Genomic DNA, 15,471 nt, shown 5'->3' on the forward strand with positions numbered 1-15,471 from the left:
CCGCGTCTATTGCCGCAGGATTTCCAACACCGCAGCGCTGACGATCAGGGTGGCGCCCAGAACCTCCCGCAGGCCGAATGGTTCTCCTGACAGGGCGGCGGCCGACGCGATGCCAACGACAACCTCGCTCATCAGCAGCAGGCCGACCTTTGCGGGGGACAGCTTGGTTGCTGGCCAGATGGTCATGTAGATCATGGGCAGGACATAAAAGGCCGACAGCAACGCGTATCCCGCTATGCGGATCGACTCTTCGCCTGTGATGTTCGGCAGGGTTTGGCCCCCAAGCATCAGCAGGCTGACAAGCGACAGCAACAACGCGCCAATCACAAAGGCAAATACCTGACCCGAGATGGTCATGCTACCAGCCTTGTACAGGCCCAGTGTGCCCAATGCCCAGCATATGCCCGACGCCAGCGCCAGCCAGTCGCCCAAGTTCTGCGGCCATGGCACGAATCCGGCGCCTCCAAGCACGACAAACAGCCCGCCAAGCCCGCAGATCAGGCCCGCTAGGCGCATCAGGCTCAGGCGTTCTTTCAGAAATACGACGCCCAGAATCGTGCCCCAGATCGGAGTGAGATAGAACAACAGGATCGAGCGGACGACGTCGGTGTAAACAAGGCTAATCGAATACAGGCTGAATGCAGCCCCTGTGAACATTCCGCTGAGCATCAAATCGCGCCATTGCCGGGCCAGCATGCGTCTGTCGGGCCAGACAAAGGGGATCAACGCAATCAGGGCCGCGCAGTACATTGCGATCCCTGACCAGGGGCCGGTCAGGCCCTGATCGTAGAAAAACCGCACCGGAATCCAATAAAGGCCCCACAGCGCGCCGCCTGTCACCAAAACCATACTGGCCCGGGTGCTGTTGTCGGGTTGGGTCTGGCTCAGGCTCATGCGGGCCCCGCTTTTGCTGCGATGCGTTGTCGTCACCGCATCGGGATAGAGCGTTGCAGGGCCGGGGATCAAGCGGAACCTTTGCTTTGATACCAGCCAGGTTTCAATCGCCGAAACAACAGGCAGATTGTCAGGGGCGGGTGTCGTATCGGAATTGTCGCAGCAGGAAACCAAGCACAGGGGTTGCGCCTCACGTCAGGCATGGCACTTTAGGATCAATTCATTTGGTCACGCCCTCATGCCAACTTCGTCCACGCTGCGTATCGCAAGCTACAACATTCAGAAATGCGTCGGGTTGGATTTCCGGCGTCAGCCTCAACGTATTCTGCAAGTCATCGAAAACATGAAAGCGGATATCGTGGTGTTGCAGGAGGCCGACAAGCGCCTGCCGCCCCGTCCGGCCGCGCTGCCGCATTTCATGTTGGACGAGGCGGGATGGCAGATCGTCGATCTGGGCGGCGCGGGAAGTCTGGGCTGGCACGGCAACGCGGTGATCTGGCGCGGAGAGGGTATCTCGGTCCGCCGGAAAGGGCATCACGAGTTGCCGGGGCTGGAGCCGCGCGGGGCGGTTCGGGTCGAGTTCGACACCCATATCGGGCCATTGCGCGTGATGGGTATGCATCTGGGGCTTCTGCCAGCGTCGCGGCGGCAACAGATTTTGCACATTCGGCGGAACGATTGGGACATGGACCAGATGCCGACAGTTTGGGCCGGTGACTTCAACGAGTGGTCACGTCAGCCAGTTCTGGATCATCTGGTCCCCGAAATGCGGTTTCTGCCCCCCAGACCAAGTTTTCCCGCCGCGCAGCCCTTGGGCGCGCTGGATCGGATCGCGCTGGGCAGCGGAATACAGGCCGTGGCGCACGGTGTTCACGACACACGTCCCGCGCATATCGCATCTGATCACCTGCCGGTCTGGGCCGATCTGACGCGCGCCAGATCAGAAGGTCGCAAAAGGTGAAATCCCTGTAGCGAAACCTGCGCAGACATATTAAGACAGACACCCGAGCAAGTCTGAGGGGCATCATGTCGGAAACGATTATTGGGCGTTGTGAAGCCAAGGGGCTGCGCATGACCGGTCAAAGAAGGGTCATCGCGCAGGTGCTGGAACAGAGCGACGACCACCCGGATGTCGAGGAACTCTATGCGCGGGCGTCTGCCGTGGATAAAGGCATTTCTATTGCAACGGTCTATCGCACGGTCAAACTGTTCGAAGAGGCTGGTATTCTGGAACGCCTTGAGTTCGGCGACGGACGGGCCCGGTACGAGGACGCCGAGCGCGATCATCACGACCACCTGATCGACATGCAGTCAGGAGAGGTAATTGAATTCGTCGACCCCGAGATCGAAGCCCTGCAGGAAAGAATCGCCGCCAAGCTTGGGTACAAGCTGAAGGGGCACCGGTTGGAGCTGTATGGCGTCCCGCTGGAAAAGGACTGACCCATCACGAAACGCGATTGATGCCCTCACTTTAATTCATCAGGCGTGACGGGAATTGTCTTGCCAGATGCCGTTGGTTGAGGTTGTTGTGCATCTACAGGCACCAGATGTGCCCTTTCCAACGGACGCGCAAATGAACAACGTAAACGGCATCCTGCTGCTCATCGGGTCGATGGCGGCCTTTGCACTTGAGGACATGTTCATCAAGCTCCTGTCCGGCTCTGTGCCGACAGGGCAGATCATGGTGTTTCTGGGCGTGTTTTGCGGGCTCGTGTTCGCCACGATGTCAGTGGTCACCCGAAAGCGGATCTTTGACCCCGTGGCATGGAAAACCCTGCCATTGATCCGCGCTGCGACCGAAGGCTTTGGCGCGGTGGCGTTCGTGACGGCGTTGTCGCTGATCGACCTGTCCACCGTTGCGGCCGTGTTTCAGGCCATGCCGCTGGTCGTCACCATGGGGGCGGCCCTGTTTCTTGGAGAGCAGGTCGGCTGGCGTCGCTGGAGCGCGATTGGCGTCGGCTTTGTCGGTGTTTTGATGATCATCCGCCCGGGGATGGAGGGCTTTCGGCCCGAATCCCTGTTTGTGGTGTTGTCCGTGGTCGCAATTGCGGCGCGCGATCTGATTACCCGCAAGCTGGACCCACGCGTGGCTTCATCCGTTGTTGCGATGCAGGCCTATATTGCGGTGGCTTTGGCCGGCCTGGTTTTGATGGTCATGTCCGGGGCATCCTTCGTGCCGGTTCAAGCCGGTCAAACGGGCCCTTATGCGGGGGCGATCGGATTTGGCGTGCTGGGCTATTACGGCATTGTCACTGCGATGAGGGTGGGCGAAGCCTCGGCCCTGATGCCGTTCCGGTACACGCGCCTTGTGTTCTCGATCCTTGCAGGAATGCTGATGTTCGGTGAACGCCCGGATGCGCTGACACTGGCGGGGGCGACCCTGATCATCGGTTCGGGTCTTTATACCTTTGTCCGCGAACGGCGTCTGGCGCGGGAAATGGCACCCGCCTGACCCTGTTGGCGCAAACAACGTATTGTTAGCCCTAAATGTCCGGGAATATGCGTGTTAGCGTTAACGGAACCGGTTTACTTTTGGCCGGTTGCTGCTATGACGCGTGCAACCGACCGCAGTCACAGGGACAGGCTTCATGAGCACCATCATCGACATCCACGCACGCGAAATTCTGGACAGCCGGGGCAATCCGACAGTCGAAGTTGACGTGATTCTGGAAGACGGCACCATGGGCCGCGCTGCCGTGCCCTCGGGCGCGTCCACCGGTGCCTATGAGGCGGTTGAAAAACGCGATGGCGACAAGGCGCGCTATATGGGCAAGGGCGTTCTGGAAGCCGTCGCCGCTGTGAACGGCGAGATTGCCGAAGAACTGGTGGGCTTTGACGCGACCGAGCAGGTGGCCATTGACCAGGCGATGATCGAGCTGGACGGCACCGAGAACAAGGGCCGTCTGGGTGCAAACGCTATTCTGGGTGTCTCGCTGGCCACGGCGAAGGCAGCGGCGGATTTCACCACCCAGCCTCTCTATCGCTATGTGGGCGGCACCTCGGCGCGGGTTCTGCCGGTTCCGATGATGAACATCATCAACGGTGGCGAACATGCCGACAACCCGATCGACATTCAGGAATTCATGATCATGCCGACCGCCGCCGCGAACATTCGCGAAGCGGTGCGCATGGGGTCCGAGGTGTTCCACACGTTGAAAAAGGAACTGTCAGGCGCAGGTCTGGCGACCGGTGTGGGCGACGAGGGCGGTTTTGCCCCCAACATCGCTTCGACCCGTGAAGCATTGGATTACATTCTGAAATCCATCGAAAAGGCGGGCTACAAGCCGGGTGAGGAAATCCACCTGGCGCTCGATTGCGCGGCGACCGAGTATTACAAAGACGGCAAATATGTTCTGTCGGGTGAGGGCACGACCCTGACATCCGAGGAAAACGCGGCCTATCTGGCGGCGCTGGTCAAAGACTACCCGATCATCTCGATCGAAGATGGTATGTCCGAGGATGACTGGGACGGCTGGAAGGCCCTGACCGACGCCATCGGCGACAAGGTGCAGTTGGTGGGCGACGACCTGTTCGTGACCAACCCGGAACGTCTGGCCGAGGGGATCGAGCGTGGCTGCGCGAACTCGATGCTGGTCAAGGTGAATCAGATCGGCTCGCTGACGGAAACCCTGCGCGCCGTCGATATGGCACACCGCGCGCGCTACACCAACGTGATGTCGCACCGTTCGGGCGAGACCGAGGACGCGACCATTGCCGATCTGGCGGTTGCCACCAATTGTGGTCAGATCAAAACCGGCTCGCTTGCACGATCGGACCGGTTGGCGAAATACAACCAGCTGATCCGCATCGAGGAGTCGCTGGGGGAAGTGGCCGAATACGCCGGCGCGTCGATCCTGAAATAAGCATGGAATTGGGGGCCAACGGCCCCCATTTTTCAAAGGTCCGGTCTCTGATCCGTCAAGCGGTCGTTCCGCTGCCCGTGCCGTAATCCCTGTGATTGATCAATTGGTGCAGTTGGCCCTTCGGACCTCTTGGATCAAAGCGTTTCATGGGCCTTGAACCAACATCTTCCGGACGATCCCGGTGACCGTTGCCGCGGGAAACACTGCTTCAGCTGATATCCACCCTTGATTGAACCTTTCTGGTTCGATCCTTCTTTGGGTTTAAGATTGCCGGGCCTGCTTGCAGTTGAAGTTGAAAGTTTTCAAGAAATCCTCGATCTTTTCGCGAAAGAGGTGTGATCCGGATTACGCAATCATTTCAATGGTTTTTGTTTCGCAGGCGCATTGCAATGGCCCTTTTGTATCCAAAAAGAATGCAAAAATCACATTATGTGTGAACTTGTTACTAAGTAAATCACAGGCACGTGATCTAATCTGAATGCATTGCAGAAAGGAGACCACGATGTCTGTATCCAAATTCCTTCTGGTAATCGCAGCAGCTTCCGTCACAGTTCTTTCCGCCTGCGCGGGTCCGGGAACCTACCCAATTACCGGAGACCCGGTCTCGGCGAATGATCCGGTACAGGACATGAACCCGGCCAATATCTTCCGCGGCGAGTCTCGTTAAAGCAACTTGCTCATCAGCATATATCTGTCGCGTGGTTTGAACCCGGTGCGCAGATAGATTTTCTGAGCGGCCTCGTTGTGTCGGTCGACTTCCAGATGAAGGGCAGTCAGCCCCGCTTCGGATAGTGCTTTGGGAAGTGCCAGCAGAACCTCGGTTGCAATGCCGCGGCCGCGAACAGCGGGTCGGATATAGATTTCGTCCACGAAACCGTCCATGCCGCCGAATTCAACGGACCAGCCGAATGTCAGGATGATGTAGCCCAACGGCGCGCGTCCGGGGCCGATCAGATAGACACAACCATGGGGAATACCCTCGAGCAGGGGTGTCAGAGCATTTCGGGTCTGATCCGGGTCTTGCGTCAGTCCGGCTTCGGTATGGAAGGCGGTGACCAGTGCCATCAGACGATCCAGGTCTTCGGGGCGCGCCAGGCGCAGGGCGGCGCTCATAATCTTGCCAGCCTTTCCGTCAAAAGATTGAAGAAGCCGTCGGCGTCGATTTCCCCCATGAAAAGCGCATTGGGCACGCGGTCGGTCACACCCCACCAATCGGCGACGGTCATGCCCATTGTCAGCTCGGACTGGGTTTCAATCTCGACATTCACATGACGGCCTGAAAACAGTTCGGGCCGGATCAGATAGGCGGTCACGCAAGGGTCGTGCAAAGGCGCACCCGCGCTGCCGTATTTTTCCTTGTCGAACCTCTCAAAAAAATCGGTCATCTCGGCGACAGCGATTCCGACTTTGTTTCCCAGCGCACGGAACGCATCATTGCGGGGTTTGGTGACCAGCGCCTTATGCGTGACATCCAGCGGCATGACCACAATAGGTCTGCCGGATTTGAAAACAATATCAGCGGCTTCTGGATCGACGTGTATGTTGAACTCAGCCGTCGGGGTGATGTTGCCGACCTCGAAATACGCTCCGCCCATCAGAACGATTTCCTGCACCCGGTCCACTATGTCCGGAGCCTTGCTGAACGCGGTCGCGATATTTGTCAGTGGCCCCAGCGGGCAAAGGGTTACCGTGCCCGGTTCTTCGGCGCGCAGGGTGTCGATGATGAAATCCACCGCGTGCCCCTCGGTCAGCTGCATCTGCGGATCGGGCAGGTCCGGGCCATCCAGACCTGTCTTGCCATGGACATGCTCGGCCGTGACCAGCGGGCGGTTCAACGGTCTGTCGCAGCCGGCATAGACAGGTATGTCGGTCCGGCCCGCCAGTTCGCACACGATCCGAGCGTTCTTGGCGGTCAATTCCAGGGGCACGTTGCCTGCGACCGCCGTGATGCCAAGTACCTCGATGTCCTCCGGGCTGGCCAGCGCCAGCAGGATGGCGACGGCATCGTCCTGTCCGGGATCGGTGTCGATGGTGATCTTGCGAGGGGGCATGGGCGTCTCCGGTGGTCTTGAAGGTGGGACACTCGCAAGTGTCGGGTGCCTTGTCTACCCGTTTCTGGGTGCGGCCATGACATCAACCGGCGGGAGTTTGCCGTTGGCGCGATGCTCTTCGTTTTTGACCTCGTCCCAGAGCGCATCCATCTCGGCCAGATCGCTTTGCGAGGGGGTCTTTCCCCGTTTGGCCAGCCGGGCCTCGACCTGTTCAAAGCGACGGGTGAACTTGGCATTGGTGCGGCGCAGGGCGGTTTCCGGTTCGATACCCAGGTGGCGGCCCAGATTGACCATCACGAACAGCAGATCGCCGAATTCATCCTCAAGCGCATCCGCGTCCATCTTGTCACGCGCCTCTTCCAGTTCGGCGGCTTCTTCGGTGATCTTGGCCAGCACGTGGCCGGCGTCGGGCCAGTCGAACCCTACGCGCGCGGCCCGTTTTTGCAGCTTGTGCGCCCGCAGCAGGGCTGGAAGGTTGGCGGCCACCCCGTCCAGCGCGCCTTTCTGTTCCTTGCCCGCACGTTCGGCGGCCTTGATGGCTTCCCAGTCCTTGGTCTGCTGTTCGGCGGATTTGTCGCGGGATTCGTCACCGAAGACATGCGGATGCCGGGCCACCATCTTGTCGGACATGGTGCGAACCACGTCCTGAAAGGTGAAATATCCCGCTTCTTCCGCCATTTGAGCGTGGAAGACGGATTGGAACAGCAGATCGCCCAGCTCGCCCTTCAGCTCGTCCCAGGCCTCACGCTCGATGGCGTCGGCGACCTCATAGGCCTCTTCGATCGTATAGGGTGCGATGGTGGCGAAATCCTGTTCGATATCCCACGGGCAGCCGCTTTGCGGATCACGCAGGCGGCGCATGATTTCCAGCAGACGTTCGATCCCTGCGTCACTGTCATGGATCAGAGGATTATCGGCCATTGCGAACCCTTTCATTCCGGTGTCAGATGCATCCATCCCGCAGTCCCGATCAGGAGTCCACCCCAGATGCCCGTCGTCAACCGAATTGCCGATTTCTCTGCCGATATGACCAGATGGCGCCAATATCTGCATACGATACCCGAGTTGGAATTCGAGTGCTTTGAGACTGCCGCGTTTGTGGCCGAGCGTCTGCGTGAATTCGGGGTTGATGAATTGCATGAAGGGATCGCAAAGACCGGGATGGTCGCGATCATCAACGGGCAGGGCGACGGCCCGACCATTGGCCTGCGTGCGGATATGGATGCATTGCCGATCACCGAAGAAACAGGCGTCGACTATGCATCGAAGAATCCCGGAAAGATGCATGCCTGCGGGCATGACGGGCACACCACAATGCTGCTGGGCGCGGCGCGGTATCTGGCCGAGACGCGAAATTTCAGCGGCCGCGTGGCCCTGATCTTTCAACCGGCCGAAGAAGAGGGCGGCGGCGCGGGCGTCATGGTCGAAGAAGGCATCATGGAGCGGTTCGGGATCTCCGAGGTCTATGGCATCCACAATGATCCGGGAAATCCGGAAGGTACGTTCCACACGACGCCGGGGCCGATCATGGCGGCGGTCGATACGTTCGAGATACATATCCAAGGCGTCGGCGGCCATGGCGCCATGCCGCATCAGACCCGCGACCCGGTCATGGCGGCCTGCGGCATTGCGCAGGCGATCCAAACCATCGTCAGCCGCAACCACTATGCGGTGCAAGACCTGGTTGTTTCGGTCACTCAGATCCATGCCGGAACGGTGAACAACGTGATACCGGACACCGCCTATCTGAACGGCACGGTTCGCACATTCGATCCTTCGGTGCAGAAAATGGTGATGGAGCGGATGGAGCAGATCGTTCAGGGGCAGGCCGCGTCTTACGGTGTCGAGGCACGGCTGGAATATCAGGTGGGATATCCGGCGACGATCAACGATGCTGAAAAGGCTGCCTTTGCCGCGGCCGTCGCGCGCGAAGTGTCAGGGCCTGAGCGGGTGGTCGACACTATGGGGCGCGACATGGGGGCCGAGGATTTTTCATACATGTTGCAGTCGCGGCCGGGGGCCTATCTGTTCCTGGGGCAGGGTGAGGGTGCCGGGCTGCATCATCCGAAATACAACTTCAATGATGATATCGCGCCGGTGGGGGCATCGTTCTTCGCTCGGATCGTGGAAAAGGCGCAGCCGTTGGGCTGATGGGAGAGCGAAATGGCACTGGAAGACGCAAAGAACCAGGTGGATGAGGCATTCACCAATCCGGACCTCAAAGGGCTGTCCTATGAAAACACCTTTGGCGGGGCGACCTCGTTTCTGCGCCGGCTGTACACCAAGGACCTGACCGGCGCCGACATCGCCGTGACCGGCGTGCCGTTTGATCAGGCGGTGACCAACCGCCCGGGCACCCGTCTTGGACCGCGTGCGATCCGCGAGGCCAGCGCGCTGCAATCGCCCGATGCCCCTTATGGCTGGCCCTTCGATGCGCTCAGCGAGCTGGCGATCATCGACTACGGCGACATGGCCTATGACTATGCCAACATTCCCGCCTTTCCAGACACGCTGACCGACCATATCCGCACCATTCTGGCGGCGGATGTGGCCTCGGTCACGCTGGGGGGCGATCACTATATCAGCTTTCCGATCCTCAAGGCCTATGCCGAGAAATACGGGCCGATGTCGCTGTTGCAGTTCGATGCCCATACCGACACCTGGGCCGATGACGACATGAGCCGGGTGGACCACGGCACCATGTTCTACAAGGCGGTGAAGTCGGGGATCGTGGATCCGAAACGCTCGGTCCAGGTGGGAATCCGCACCACCAACGAGGACACGCTGGGCGTCAACATCATCGACGCACGCGAGGTCTACGAATCCGGCCCCGCTGCCGTGGCGCAGAAGATCAAGGGCATTCTGGGCGACAGCCCGGTCTATCTGAGCTTTGACATCGACGGGCTGGACCCGGCCTTTGCACCGGGTACGGGGACACCGGTCTGGGGTGGGCTCAGCTCCATTCAGGCGCAGATCATCCTGCGTGACATCGCCGGGATCAACATCAAGGGCGGCGACGTGGTCGAGGTGTCTCCGCCGTTCGATACGTCCGGCGCCACGGCGATTGCGGGGGCGCATGTGGCGACCCAGATCGTCTGCCTGTTGGGGTGGAACAAGCTGGCAAAAACATAACCGTTTGGATGCGCATTAACCATTGGTTAGCCATACTGCCGGTATGTGCTGGGTAAAGAAAGTTGAAGGGATGGGGATACAACGCGCATGACTGAATTCAATCAACCGGTCAGCGGCAATGATCTGGCGCGGTTTTCGGGGCCGAATACGTTTATGCGCCTGCCCCAGGCTGCCTCGTTGGCGGGGCTGGATGTGGCGGTTCTGGGGATTCCGATGGATATCGGCACCTCGTGGCGATCGGGCACCCGGTTCGGACCCAAACAGATCCGCAGCGAAAGCGCGATGATAAGGCCCTACAACATGGCTACCTCGGCGGCTCCGTTCGACAGCTTGCAAATCGCCGACATCGGGGATCTGGCGATCAACACCTTTTCGCTTGCGGAAAGCCTGAGGATCATCAGGGAAAGCTATGATGCAATCCTGGCAAAGAACGTGACCCCGGTGGCGATGGGGGGCGATCACTCGATCACCCTGCCGATCCTGCGGGCCATTGCGGCAAAGCATGGGCCGGTGGCTCTGGTGCATGTGGATGCCCACGCGGATGTGAATGACGAGATGTTCGGCGAGAAAGAGACCCACGGTACCGTCTTCCGCCGCGCCTATGAAGAGGGGCTGATTGTCCCCGACAAGACCTTTCAGATCGGCATTCGCGGGTCGGGCTACGCGGCTTCGGATTTCACCGAAGCCAGCGATTGGGGTTTCCGCCAGTTCCCGGCCTGGGAATTGTGGCAGCAGAACCTGACGCAGATCGGCTCGCAGATCCGCAAGATCATCGGGGATCATCCGGTCTATGTCACCTATGATATCGACAGCCTGGACCCGGCCTTTGCACCGGGCACGGGTACGCCAGAGATTGCCGGGCTGACCACGCCGCAGGCGCTGCAATTGATCCACGCGTTGCAAGGTGTGAATGTGGTGGGGTGTGATCTGGTCGAGGTTTCACCTCCGTATGACCCGTCCGGCAACACGGCCCTGACGGCAGCCAACCTGATCTACGAGATGCTTTGCATCCTGCCGGGTGTGACGTCACGGTAAACCGGCCCGGAACGGCTTGCCCCGGCGCTTGATCCGCATAGGGTTTCTGCAAGAGGGTAAAGCGGGATGAAAAGAATGGTTCTGTGGGCAGTGATCGCGCTGGTGCTTGGGCTGGGCGCTTACATCCGGCTGGCCCCGTCTGCGCCGACCCAATGGCATATTGCACCGGTTGCAGAGGTTGATCAGGACTTGCCAGGTGGCGTTCTGCGCGTTGTTGCAACCGGCCCGGAAGGGTTGCAAAAGCTCGATCGGATCGCCCGCGCCACGCCGCGCACCTCGGTTTTGGCAGGTTCGGTCGATGAGGGCATGATCACCTATGTCACCCGCACGAAATGGATTGGTTTCCCCGACTATACCACTGTTCGGCAGGACGGCGACACGCTGCGCATCCATGGCCGTTTGCGGTTTGGTCGCAGGGATTTCGGTGTGAACAAGGCACGGGTTGATGGGTGGTTGGAGCAGATGTAACTGTTCTACCGGCGCTCAGGACGCCTCATCCTGTTCAAAGTGATCAACTGGATCGCTCTGCAACCCGGACGATAAACACCCTTCCTGCACCTCGCGCCACATGGGCACGTTCAGGGACATCTGGCATTGTGCCGTGAACATGCGGCCGTCGACTTGCAGGCAGATCATCTCACCCAGTTCGATGCGGGACCCGGACGTGTCGGTGCAATAGCAATCGCGGGTCTTGCCGTCGGGGCCGATGTAATCGGCGAAAACCGGCGTGGACGTCAGCAGCAGGGCAAGCAAAATCCGTTTCATGACAGCAAGCTTAGCACGACGTGGCCCTTGACCAAAGCCCCCGGATGATAGACACCGCCGGGATGATCCCCGAAGAACGTCTTGAACAGATCACCCAGCGTTTCCAATACCTCGAAGCAGCCATGGCGGATGGCGCATCGGGCGGCGATATTGCGGCCTTGGCCAAGGAATATTCCGACCTCAAGCCCGTGGTCGATCAGATCATGGCCTGGCGCCAGCTGGTGGCAGACCTGGCTGAGGTCGAGGCGATGCTGGCCGACCCGGATATGAAGGAGTTGGCCGAAGAGGAAATTCCGGACCTGCAATCGCGCATCCCCGAGGCGGAACACGCGCTGCAACTGGCGCTGCTGCCGAAGGATGCGGCGGATGCGCGGCCGGCGATGCTGGAAATTCGCCCCGGTACCGGCGGGGACGAGGCCGCTTTGTTCGCGGGCGATCTGTTGCGTATGTATCAACGCTATGCCGAGGCCCACGGGTGGCAGTTCGAGATCATCGAAGAACAGGCTTCTGATCTGGGCGGGATCAAAGAGGTGGTGGCCCATATCAAGGGTGACAACGTCTTTGCCCGGCTGAAATACGAATCCGGTGTGCACCGTGTGCAGCGCGTGCCCGAAACCGAAAGCGGTGGGCGCATCCACACCTCGGCGGCGACGGTGGCGGTACTGCCCGAGGCCGAGGATGTCGACATCCAGATAGACGCCAATGACATCCGTATCGACACGATGCGCAGTTCCGGCGCGGGCGGGCAGCACGTGAACACCACCGACTCGGCGGTGCGGATCACCCATATTCCGACGGGCTTGGTGGTCACAAGTTCCGAGAAGTCCCAGCATCGCAACCGCGAGATCGCCATGCAGGTGCTGAAAACGCGGCTTTATGACCTCGAGCGGCAGCGGATCGACAGCGAACGTTCTGCCGACCGGGCCAGCCAGGTGGGATCAGGCGATCGTTCGGAACGCATTCGCACCTACAATTTCCCACAGGGGCGGATGACGGATCACCGGATCAACCTGACGCTCTATAAACTGGATCAGGTGATGCAGGGGGATCTGGACGAAGTGATTGACGCGCTGACGGCGGATGATCAGGCCCGGTTGTTGGCCGAGATGGCGCAATGACGGGGCTGCAAACAGCAGCGCAGGCCATGGTGGCCGCAACCGCGCGTCTGAGGGCCGCAGGCGTGGATGACCCGGCGCGGGATGCGCGCCTGTTGTTGGCCCATGCCGCACGGATAGAAGCCAGCCGGGTGACACTGATTGCCCCGGAAGAATTGCAACCCGAGATCGCCGAACGCTATGACCAGTTGGTTTCTTTGCGTGCCATTCGGGTGCCGGTGTCTCATCTGCTGGGCGAACGCGAGTTCTATGGGCGCAGGTTTCGTGTCAGTTCCGATGTTCTGGACCCACGCCCCGAGACTGAAACCCTGATCGAGGCCGCGCTGAGCGAACCTTTCGACCATGTATTGGACCTTGGCGTCGGGTCGGGCTGCATTCTGGTCACCCTGCTTGCGGAGCGCACCAGCGCTTCGGGCCTTGGGGTCGACCTGAGTGAAGCCGCATGTCTTCAGGCCAGCGCCAATGCCGTGCTCCACAAGGTGCAAGGACGAGCCGAGATTGCGCAGTCAAACTGGTTCGAAGACATTGAAGGCCAGTTTGACCTGATTGTTTCCAACCCACCGTATATCTCCGTAACCGAAATGGAGGATCTTTCGCCCGAAGTGCGGGAGCACGAGCCGCGCATCGCGCTGACCGATGAGGGGGACGGGCTGGGCGCGTATCGGCAGATTGCGGCCTCGGCCCCGGATTACCTGCTGCCAGGCGGGCGAATACTTGTCGAAATTGGCCCGACACAGGCAAATCTGGTGTCTGCCTTGTTTGATGCGGCGGGTTTGGCGGATATTCGCGTAATCTCCGATCTGGACGGGCGTGACCGGGTTGTCGGCGCGAAGATGCCGGGTTGAAACTGGTGTCTGAGGCCAAAAAACGCTGCCCCGAGTAAAAAAGCGTGTGAAAATTCGAGATTCCTCTTGTCTGCACGGTCAGGACATGTTTACTCAGGTTTAGTCGGCGAGGTTGACGCTGTTGCAGCGCACCCCTGACGCCAAGCCCAAAAAAGTCGACTTCCCGTCACGGCAAACGCCTCAGAGCAGTGCAAAACACGGGTTGAGCGACAGCGCATTGATAAGGCTGACGTAAAGTAAAATGAGATCTTCCAAATCCCGCTCGCGGGCCAAGAACAACCGCAATCGTCCTTCCGGCGGTAACGTCGTAAACCGGGTTTTTGACAGCTCGGGTCCTGAAGGCAAGGTGCGTGGCACGCCGCAGCAAATCATTGATAAGTACAATCAGCTGGCGCGTGACGCTCAGCTGTCAAACGACCGCGTTGCGGCGGAAAACTTCCAGCAGCACGCGGAACATTATCTGCGCATGCTGAGTGAGGCGCAGCGCGAGATTGAAGCGCGCCGCGAAGAGCAGGAGCGCCAGAACCGCGAACGCCAGGCCGAGCGTGATCGTGAGCGCGCCGAGCGCCAGGAACGTGAGGCGGCCCGGCAGGCCGATCCCGCCGAAGCGCCGCAGCCGGACGTAATGGATTTCGCCGCACCGGACGCTGCTCCGGAAAGCGGTCTGGTCGAGACACCGGAAAGCAAGGGGGCCGAAGTCCCGGCAGCTGAGAAGAAGGAAAAGCCTGCGCGCAAACCGCGGGCACGCAAACCCAAACCGGCGCCAGCGGCTGAAGATGCGCCCAAAACGGATGGCGACGCACCGGAAGCGGCCGAGTAAAGCTGGCATCAGAATTTGCAAAGCCCCGAGGTCAAGCCTCGGGGCTTTTTTGTGATCAGGGTTTCTGGATTTCGCGCGCCAGGGCACAGAACGCTTCAAGCGGAACCTGCTCGGCCCGTTCAGTGGGTTGGATACCTGCGGCCTGCAAGCGATCCTCGATATCCGGAGCGACGCCTTTAAGCGAGGCACGCAGCATTTTGCGGCGTTGATTGAAGGCAGAGGCCACCACACGCGACAGGGTCGCGGCGTCAGCAGGATAGCGCGGTTCTGGCAGGGCGGTCAGGTGGACCACCGCGCTGGAGACTTTGGGCGGAGGGGTGAAGGCGCCGGGGGGAAGGGACATGGCGATGCGCGCCTCGGCCCGCCATTGGGCAAGAATGGCGAGGCGGCCATACGCCTTGCTGCCCGGCCGGGCCACGATGCGTTCGGCCACTTCGCGTTGGAACATCAGCGTCAGGCTCTGCCAGAAGGGGGGCCATTCGGGGGGCGTCAGCCAGCGTACCAGCAGTTCTGTGCCGACGTTGTATGGAAGGTTGGCCGCGATGCGGATTGGCGGGGTCAGGTGTTCCAGCGGGTTGATCTCGAGCGCGTCACCATTGATGACCTCCAGCCTTCCGGGATAGGCGGCGGCGATATCGTTCAGGGCGGCGATGCAACGGGTGTCTTTTTCGACCGCCACGACCTTGCGTGCGCCTTCGGACAGGAGCCCTCGGGTGAGGCCACCAGGACCGGGGCCGATTTCCAGTACGTCGCAGTCTGCAAGATCGCCAGCCTGACGGGCGATTTTGGCGGTCAGGTTGAGGTCCAGCAGGAAGTTCTGACCCAAGGATTTGCGCGCCGAGAGTTGATGTGTGGCGATGACCTCGCGCAGAGGGGGGAGATTGTCGATAGCACTCATGATCCGATTACCGTGACGCAGGCCGCAGGGGCAGCGCCAGAAATTTATTGCCT

Annotated in this window: 18 protein-coding genes; 12 read left to right on the forward strand and 6 right to left on the reverse strand. The window is 60.2% G+C overall.

Annotated elements, in window-relative coordinates; translation table 11 throughout:
• Nucleotides 1-6: 6 nt before the first annotated feature.
• Nucleotides 7-966, reverse strand: a complete 960-nt coding sequence (locus ACR0C6_RS03415; protein WP_480618268.1) for a DMT family transporter — start codon at nucleotides 964-966, stop codon at nucleotides 7-9.
• 166 nt (nucleotides 967-1,132) lie between these two features.
• Here ACR0C6_RS03415 and ACR0C6_RS03420 point away from each other — a divergent pair, with 166 nt between their 5' ends.
• The 5 genes from ACR0C6_RS03420 to ACR0C6_RS03440 all read left to right on the forward strand — a co-directional run bounded on the left by ACR0C6_RS03420 (nucleotide 1,133) and on the right by ACR0C6_RS03440 (nucleotide 5,424).
• Nucleotides 1,133-1,855, forward strand: coding sequence for an endonuclease/exonuclease/phosphatase family protein (locus tag ACR0C6_RS03420; RefSeq protein WP_152458217.1), 723 nt, complete (start codon nucleotides 1,133-1,135; stop codon nucleotides 1,853-1,855).
• A gap of 65 nt (nucleotides 1,856-1,920) precedes the next feature.
• A complete protein-coding gene (locus ACR0C6_RS03425) occupies nucleotides 1,921-2,334 on the forward strand; it encodes a Fur family transcriptional regulator (RefSeq protein ID WP_152458216.1) in 414 nt (137 codons plus the stop codon).
• A gap of 133 nt (nucleotides 2,335-2,467) precedes the next feature.
• Entirely contained in the window at nucleotides 2,468-3,346 is an 879-nt protein-coding gene (locus ACR0C6_RS03430; protein WP_480618270.1) for a DMT family transporter, read from the forward strand.
• 136 nt (nucleotides 3,347-3,482) lie between these two features.
• Complete coding sequence (gene eno, locus ACR0C6_RS03435; protein ID WP_480618271.1) at nucleotides 3,483-4,757, forward strand: phosphopyruvate hydratase; 1,275 nt, start codon at nucleotides 3,483-3,485, stop codon at nucleotides 4,755-4,757.
• A gap of 502 nt (nucleotides 4,758-5,259) precedes the next feature.
• Nucleotides 5,260-5,424 carry a hypothetical protein gene (locus tag ACR0C6_RS03440; protein ID WP_171115544.1) on the forward strand — a complete coding sequence of 55 codons (165 nt, stop codon included), beginning with the start codon at nucleotides 5,260-5,262 and terminating at the stop codon, nucleotides 5,422-5,424.
• Here ACR0C6_RS03440 and ACR0C6_RS03445 read toward each other — a convergent pair.
• Genes ACR0C6_RS03445 through mazG form a run of 3 tightly spaced genes read right to left on the reverse strand, consistent with a single transcriptional unit; the run spans nucleotide 5,421 to nucleotide 7,729 of the window.
• The gene (locus ACR0C6_RS03445; RefSeq protein WP_152458213.1) at nucleotides 5,421-5,870 is read right to left on the reverse strand and encodes a GNAT family N-acetyltransferase; all 450 of its coding nucleotides are present in this window, start codon (nucleotides 5,868-5,870) and stop codon (nucleotides 5,421-5,423) included. The genes ACR0C6_RS03440 and ACR0C6_RS03445 overlap by 4 nt on opposite strands.
• Complete coding sequence (locus ACR0C6_RS03450) at nucleotides 5,867-6,808, reverse strand: nucleoside hydrolase (RefSeq protein WP_480618272.1); 942 nt, start codon at nucleotides 6,806-6,808, stop codon at nucleotides 5,867-5,869. Before ACR0C6_RS03450 ends, ACR0C6_RS03445 begins: the two co-directional genes overlap by 4 nt.
• Nucleotides 6,809-6,862: 54 nt before the next feature.
• The gene (gene mazG / locus ACR0C6_RS03455; protein WP_480618273.1) at nucleotides 6,863-7,729 is read right to left on the reverse strand and encodes a nucleoside triphosphate pyrophosphohydrolase; all 867 of its coding nucleotides are present in this window, start codon (nucleotides 7,727-7,729) and stop codon (nucleotides 6,863-6,865) included.
• Nucleotides 7,730-7,795: 66 nt separating this feature from the next.
• On the opposite strand from mazG, the gene ACR0C6_RS03460 reads away from it, so the two are divergent.
• From ACR0C6_RS03460 to ACR0C6_RS03475, 4 genes are all read left to right on the forward strand, one after another.
• Nucleotides 7,796-8,959 carry a M20 aminoacylase family protein gene (locus ACR0C6_RS03460; RefSeq protein WP_480618274.1) on the forward strand — a complete coding sequence of 388 codons (1,164 nt, stop codon included), beginning with the start codon at nucleotides 7,796-7,798 and terminating at the stop codon, nucleotides 8,957-8,959.
• 12 nt (nucleotides 8,960-8,971) lie between these two features.
• Nucleotides 8,972-9,940, forward strand: a complete 969-nt coding sequence (gene speB / locus ACR0C6_RS03465) for an agmatinase (protein ID WP_152458210.1) — start codon at nucleotides 8,972-8,974, stop codon at nucleotides 9,938-9,940.
• Between the two features lie 87 nt (nucleotides 9,941-10,027).
• Entirely contained in the window at nucleotides 10,028-10,975 is a 948-nt protein-coding gene (speB, locus tag ACR0C6_RS03470) for an agmatinase (RefSeq protein ID WP_480618275.1), read from the forward strand.
• Between the two features lie 66 nt (nucleotides 10,976-11,041).
• Entirely contained in the window at nucleotides 11,042-11,443 is a 402-nt protein-coding gene (locus tag ACR0C6_RS03475; RefSeq protein WP_480618276.1) for a DUF1499 domain-containing protein, read from the forward strand.
• A 15-nt stretch (nucleotides 11,444-11,458) separates the two neighbouring features.
• On the opposite strand, the gene ACR0C6_RS03480 is transcribed toward ACR0C6_RS03475, so the two are convergent.
• Nucleotides 11,459-11,740 (reverse strand): hypothetical protein, encoded by a 282-nt coding sequence (locus ACR0C6_RS03480; RefSeq protein WP_152458207.1) that lies wholly within the window; start codon nucleotides 11,738-11,740, stop codon nucleotides 11,459-11,461.
• A gap of 62 nt (nucleotides 11,741-11,802) precedes the next feature.
• On the opposite strand from ACR0C6_RS03480, the gene prfA reads away from it, so the two are divergent.
• The 3 genes from prfA to ACR0C6_RS03495 all read left to right on the forward strand — a co-directional run bounded on the left by prfA (nucleotide 11,803) and on the right by ACR0C6_RS03495 (nucleotide 14,520).
• On the forward strand, nucleotides 11,803-12,858 hold the full coding sequence (prfA, locus tag ACR0C6_RS03485) for a peptide chain release factor 1 (RefSeq protein ID WP_480618815.1): 1,056 nt from the start codon (nucleotides 11,803-11,805) through the stop codon (nucleotides 12,856-12,858).
• Nucleotides 12,855-13,700 carry a peptide chain release factor N(5)-glutamine methyltransferase gene (gene prmC, locus ACR0C6_RS03490; RefSeq protein WP_480618277.1) on the forward strand — a complete coding sequence of 282 codons (846 nt, stop codon included), beginning with the start codon at nucleotides 12,855-12,857 and terminating at the stop codon, nucleotides 13,698-13,700. The genes prfA and prmC overlap by 4 nt, the downstream gene beginning before the upstream one ends.
• Before the next feature lie 241 nt (nucleotides 13,701-13,941).
• A complete protein-coding gene (locus ACR0C6_RS03495; RefSeq protein WP_480618278.1) occupies nucleotides 13,942-14,520 on the forward strand; it encodes a DUF4167 domain-containing protein in 579 nt (192 codons plus the stop codon).
• Between the two features lie 55 nt (nucleotides 14,521-14,575).
• Here ACR0C6_RS03495 and rsmA read toward each other — a convergent pair whose 3' ends face one another.
• Nucleotides 14,576-15,418: a 16S rRNA (adenine(1518)-N(6)/adenine(1519)-N(6))-dimethyltransferase RsmA gene (rsmA, locus tag ACR0C6_RS03500; RefSeq protein ID WP_480618279.1), complete on the reverse strand. Its 843-nt coding sequence runs from the start codon at nucleotides 15,416-15,418 to the stop codon at nucleotides 14,576-14,578.
• Between the last annotated feature and the right edge of the window lie 53 nt (nucleotides 15,419-15,471).

Source organism: Ruegeria sp. AL12, assembly GCF_056540885.1.

What these genes read in the sequence shown, in the direction of transcription:
- ACR0C6_RS03420 (WP_152458217.1), top strand. Translation starts at nt 1,133, where the DNA reads ATGCCAACTTCGTCCACGCTGCGTATCGCAAGCTACAACATTCAGAAA.
- ACR0C6_RS03425 (WP_152458216.1), top strand. Translation starts at nt 1,921, where the DNA reads ATGTCGGAAACGATTATTGGGCGTTGTGAAGCCAAGGGGCTGCGCATG.
- ACR0C6_RS03430 (WP_480618270.1), top strand. Translation starts at nt 2,468, where the DNA reads ATGAACAACGTAAACGGCATCCTGCTGCTCATCGGGTCGATGGCGGCC.
- eno (WP_480618271.1), top strand. Translation starts at nt 3,483, where the DNA reads ATGAGCACCATCATCGACATCCACGCACGCGAAATTCTGGACAGCCGG.
- ACR0C6_RS03440 (WP_171115544.1), top strand. Translation starts at nt 5,260, where the DNA reads ATGTCTGTATCCAAATTCCTTCTGGTAATCGCAGCAGCTTCCGTCACA.
- ACR0C6_RS03445 (WP_152458213.1), bottom strand. Translation starts at nt 5,870, where the DNA reads ATGAGCGCCGCCCTGCGCCTGGCGCGCCCCGAAGACCTGGATCGTCTG.
- ACR0C6_RS03450 (WP_480618272.1), bottom strand. Translation starts at nt 6,808, where the DNA reads ATGCCCCCTCGCAAGATCACCATCGACACCGATCCCGGACAGGACGAT.
- mazG (WP_480618273.1), bottom strand. Translation starts at nt 7,729, where the DNA reads ATGGCCGATAATCCTCTGATCCATGACAGTGACGCAGGGATCGAACGT.
- ACR0C6_RS03460 (WP_480618274.1), top strand. Translation starts at nt 7,796, where the DNA reads ATGCCCGTCGTCAACCGAATTGCCGATTTCTCTGCCGATATGACCAGA.
- speB (WP_152458210.1), top strand. Translation starts at nt 8,972, where the DNA reads ATGGCACTGGAAGACGCAAAGAACCAGGTGGATGAGGCATTCACCAAT.
- speB (WP_480618275.1), top strand. Translation starts at nt 10,028, where the DNA reads ATGACTGAATTCAATCAACCGGTCAGCGGCAATGATCTGGCGCGGTTT.
- ACR0C6_RS03475 (WP_480618276.1), top strand. Translation starts at nt 11,042, where the DNA reads ATGAAAAGAATGGTTCTGTGGGCAGTGATCGCGCTGGTGCTTGGGCTG.
- ACR0C6_RS03480 (WP_152458207.1), bottom strand. Translation starts at nt 11,740, where the DNA reads ATGAAACGGATTTTGCTTGCCCTGCTGCTGACGTCCACGCCGGTTTTC.
- prfA (WP_480618815.1), top strand. Translation starts at nt 11,803, where the DNA reads ATGATCCCCGAAGAACGTCTTGAACAGATCACCCAGCGTTTCCAATAC.
- prmC (WP_480618277.1), top strand. Translation starts at nt 12,855, where the DNA reads ATGACGGGGCTGCAAACAGCAGCGCAGGCCATGGTGGCCGCAACCGCG.
- ACR0C6_RS03495 (WP_480618278.1), top strand. Translation starts at nt 13,942, where the DNA reads ATGAGATCTTCCAAATCCCGCTCGCGGGCCAAGAACAACCGCAATCGT.
- rsmA (WP_480618279.1), bottom strand. Translation starts at nt 15,418, where the DNA reads ATGAGTGCTATCGACAATCTCCCCCCTCTGCGCGAGGTCATCGCCACA.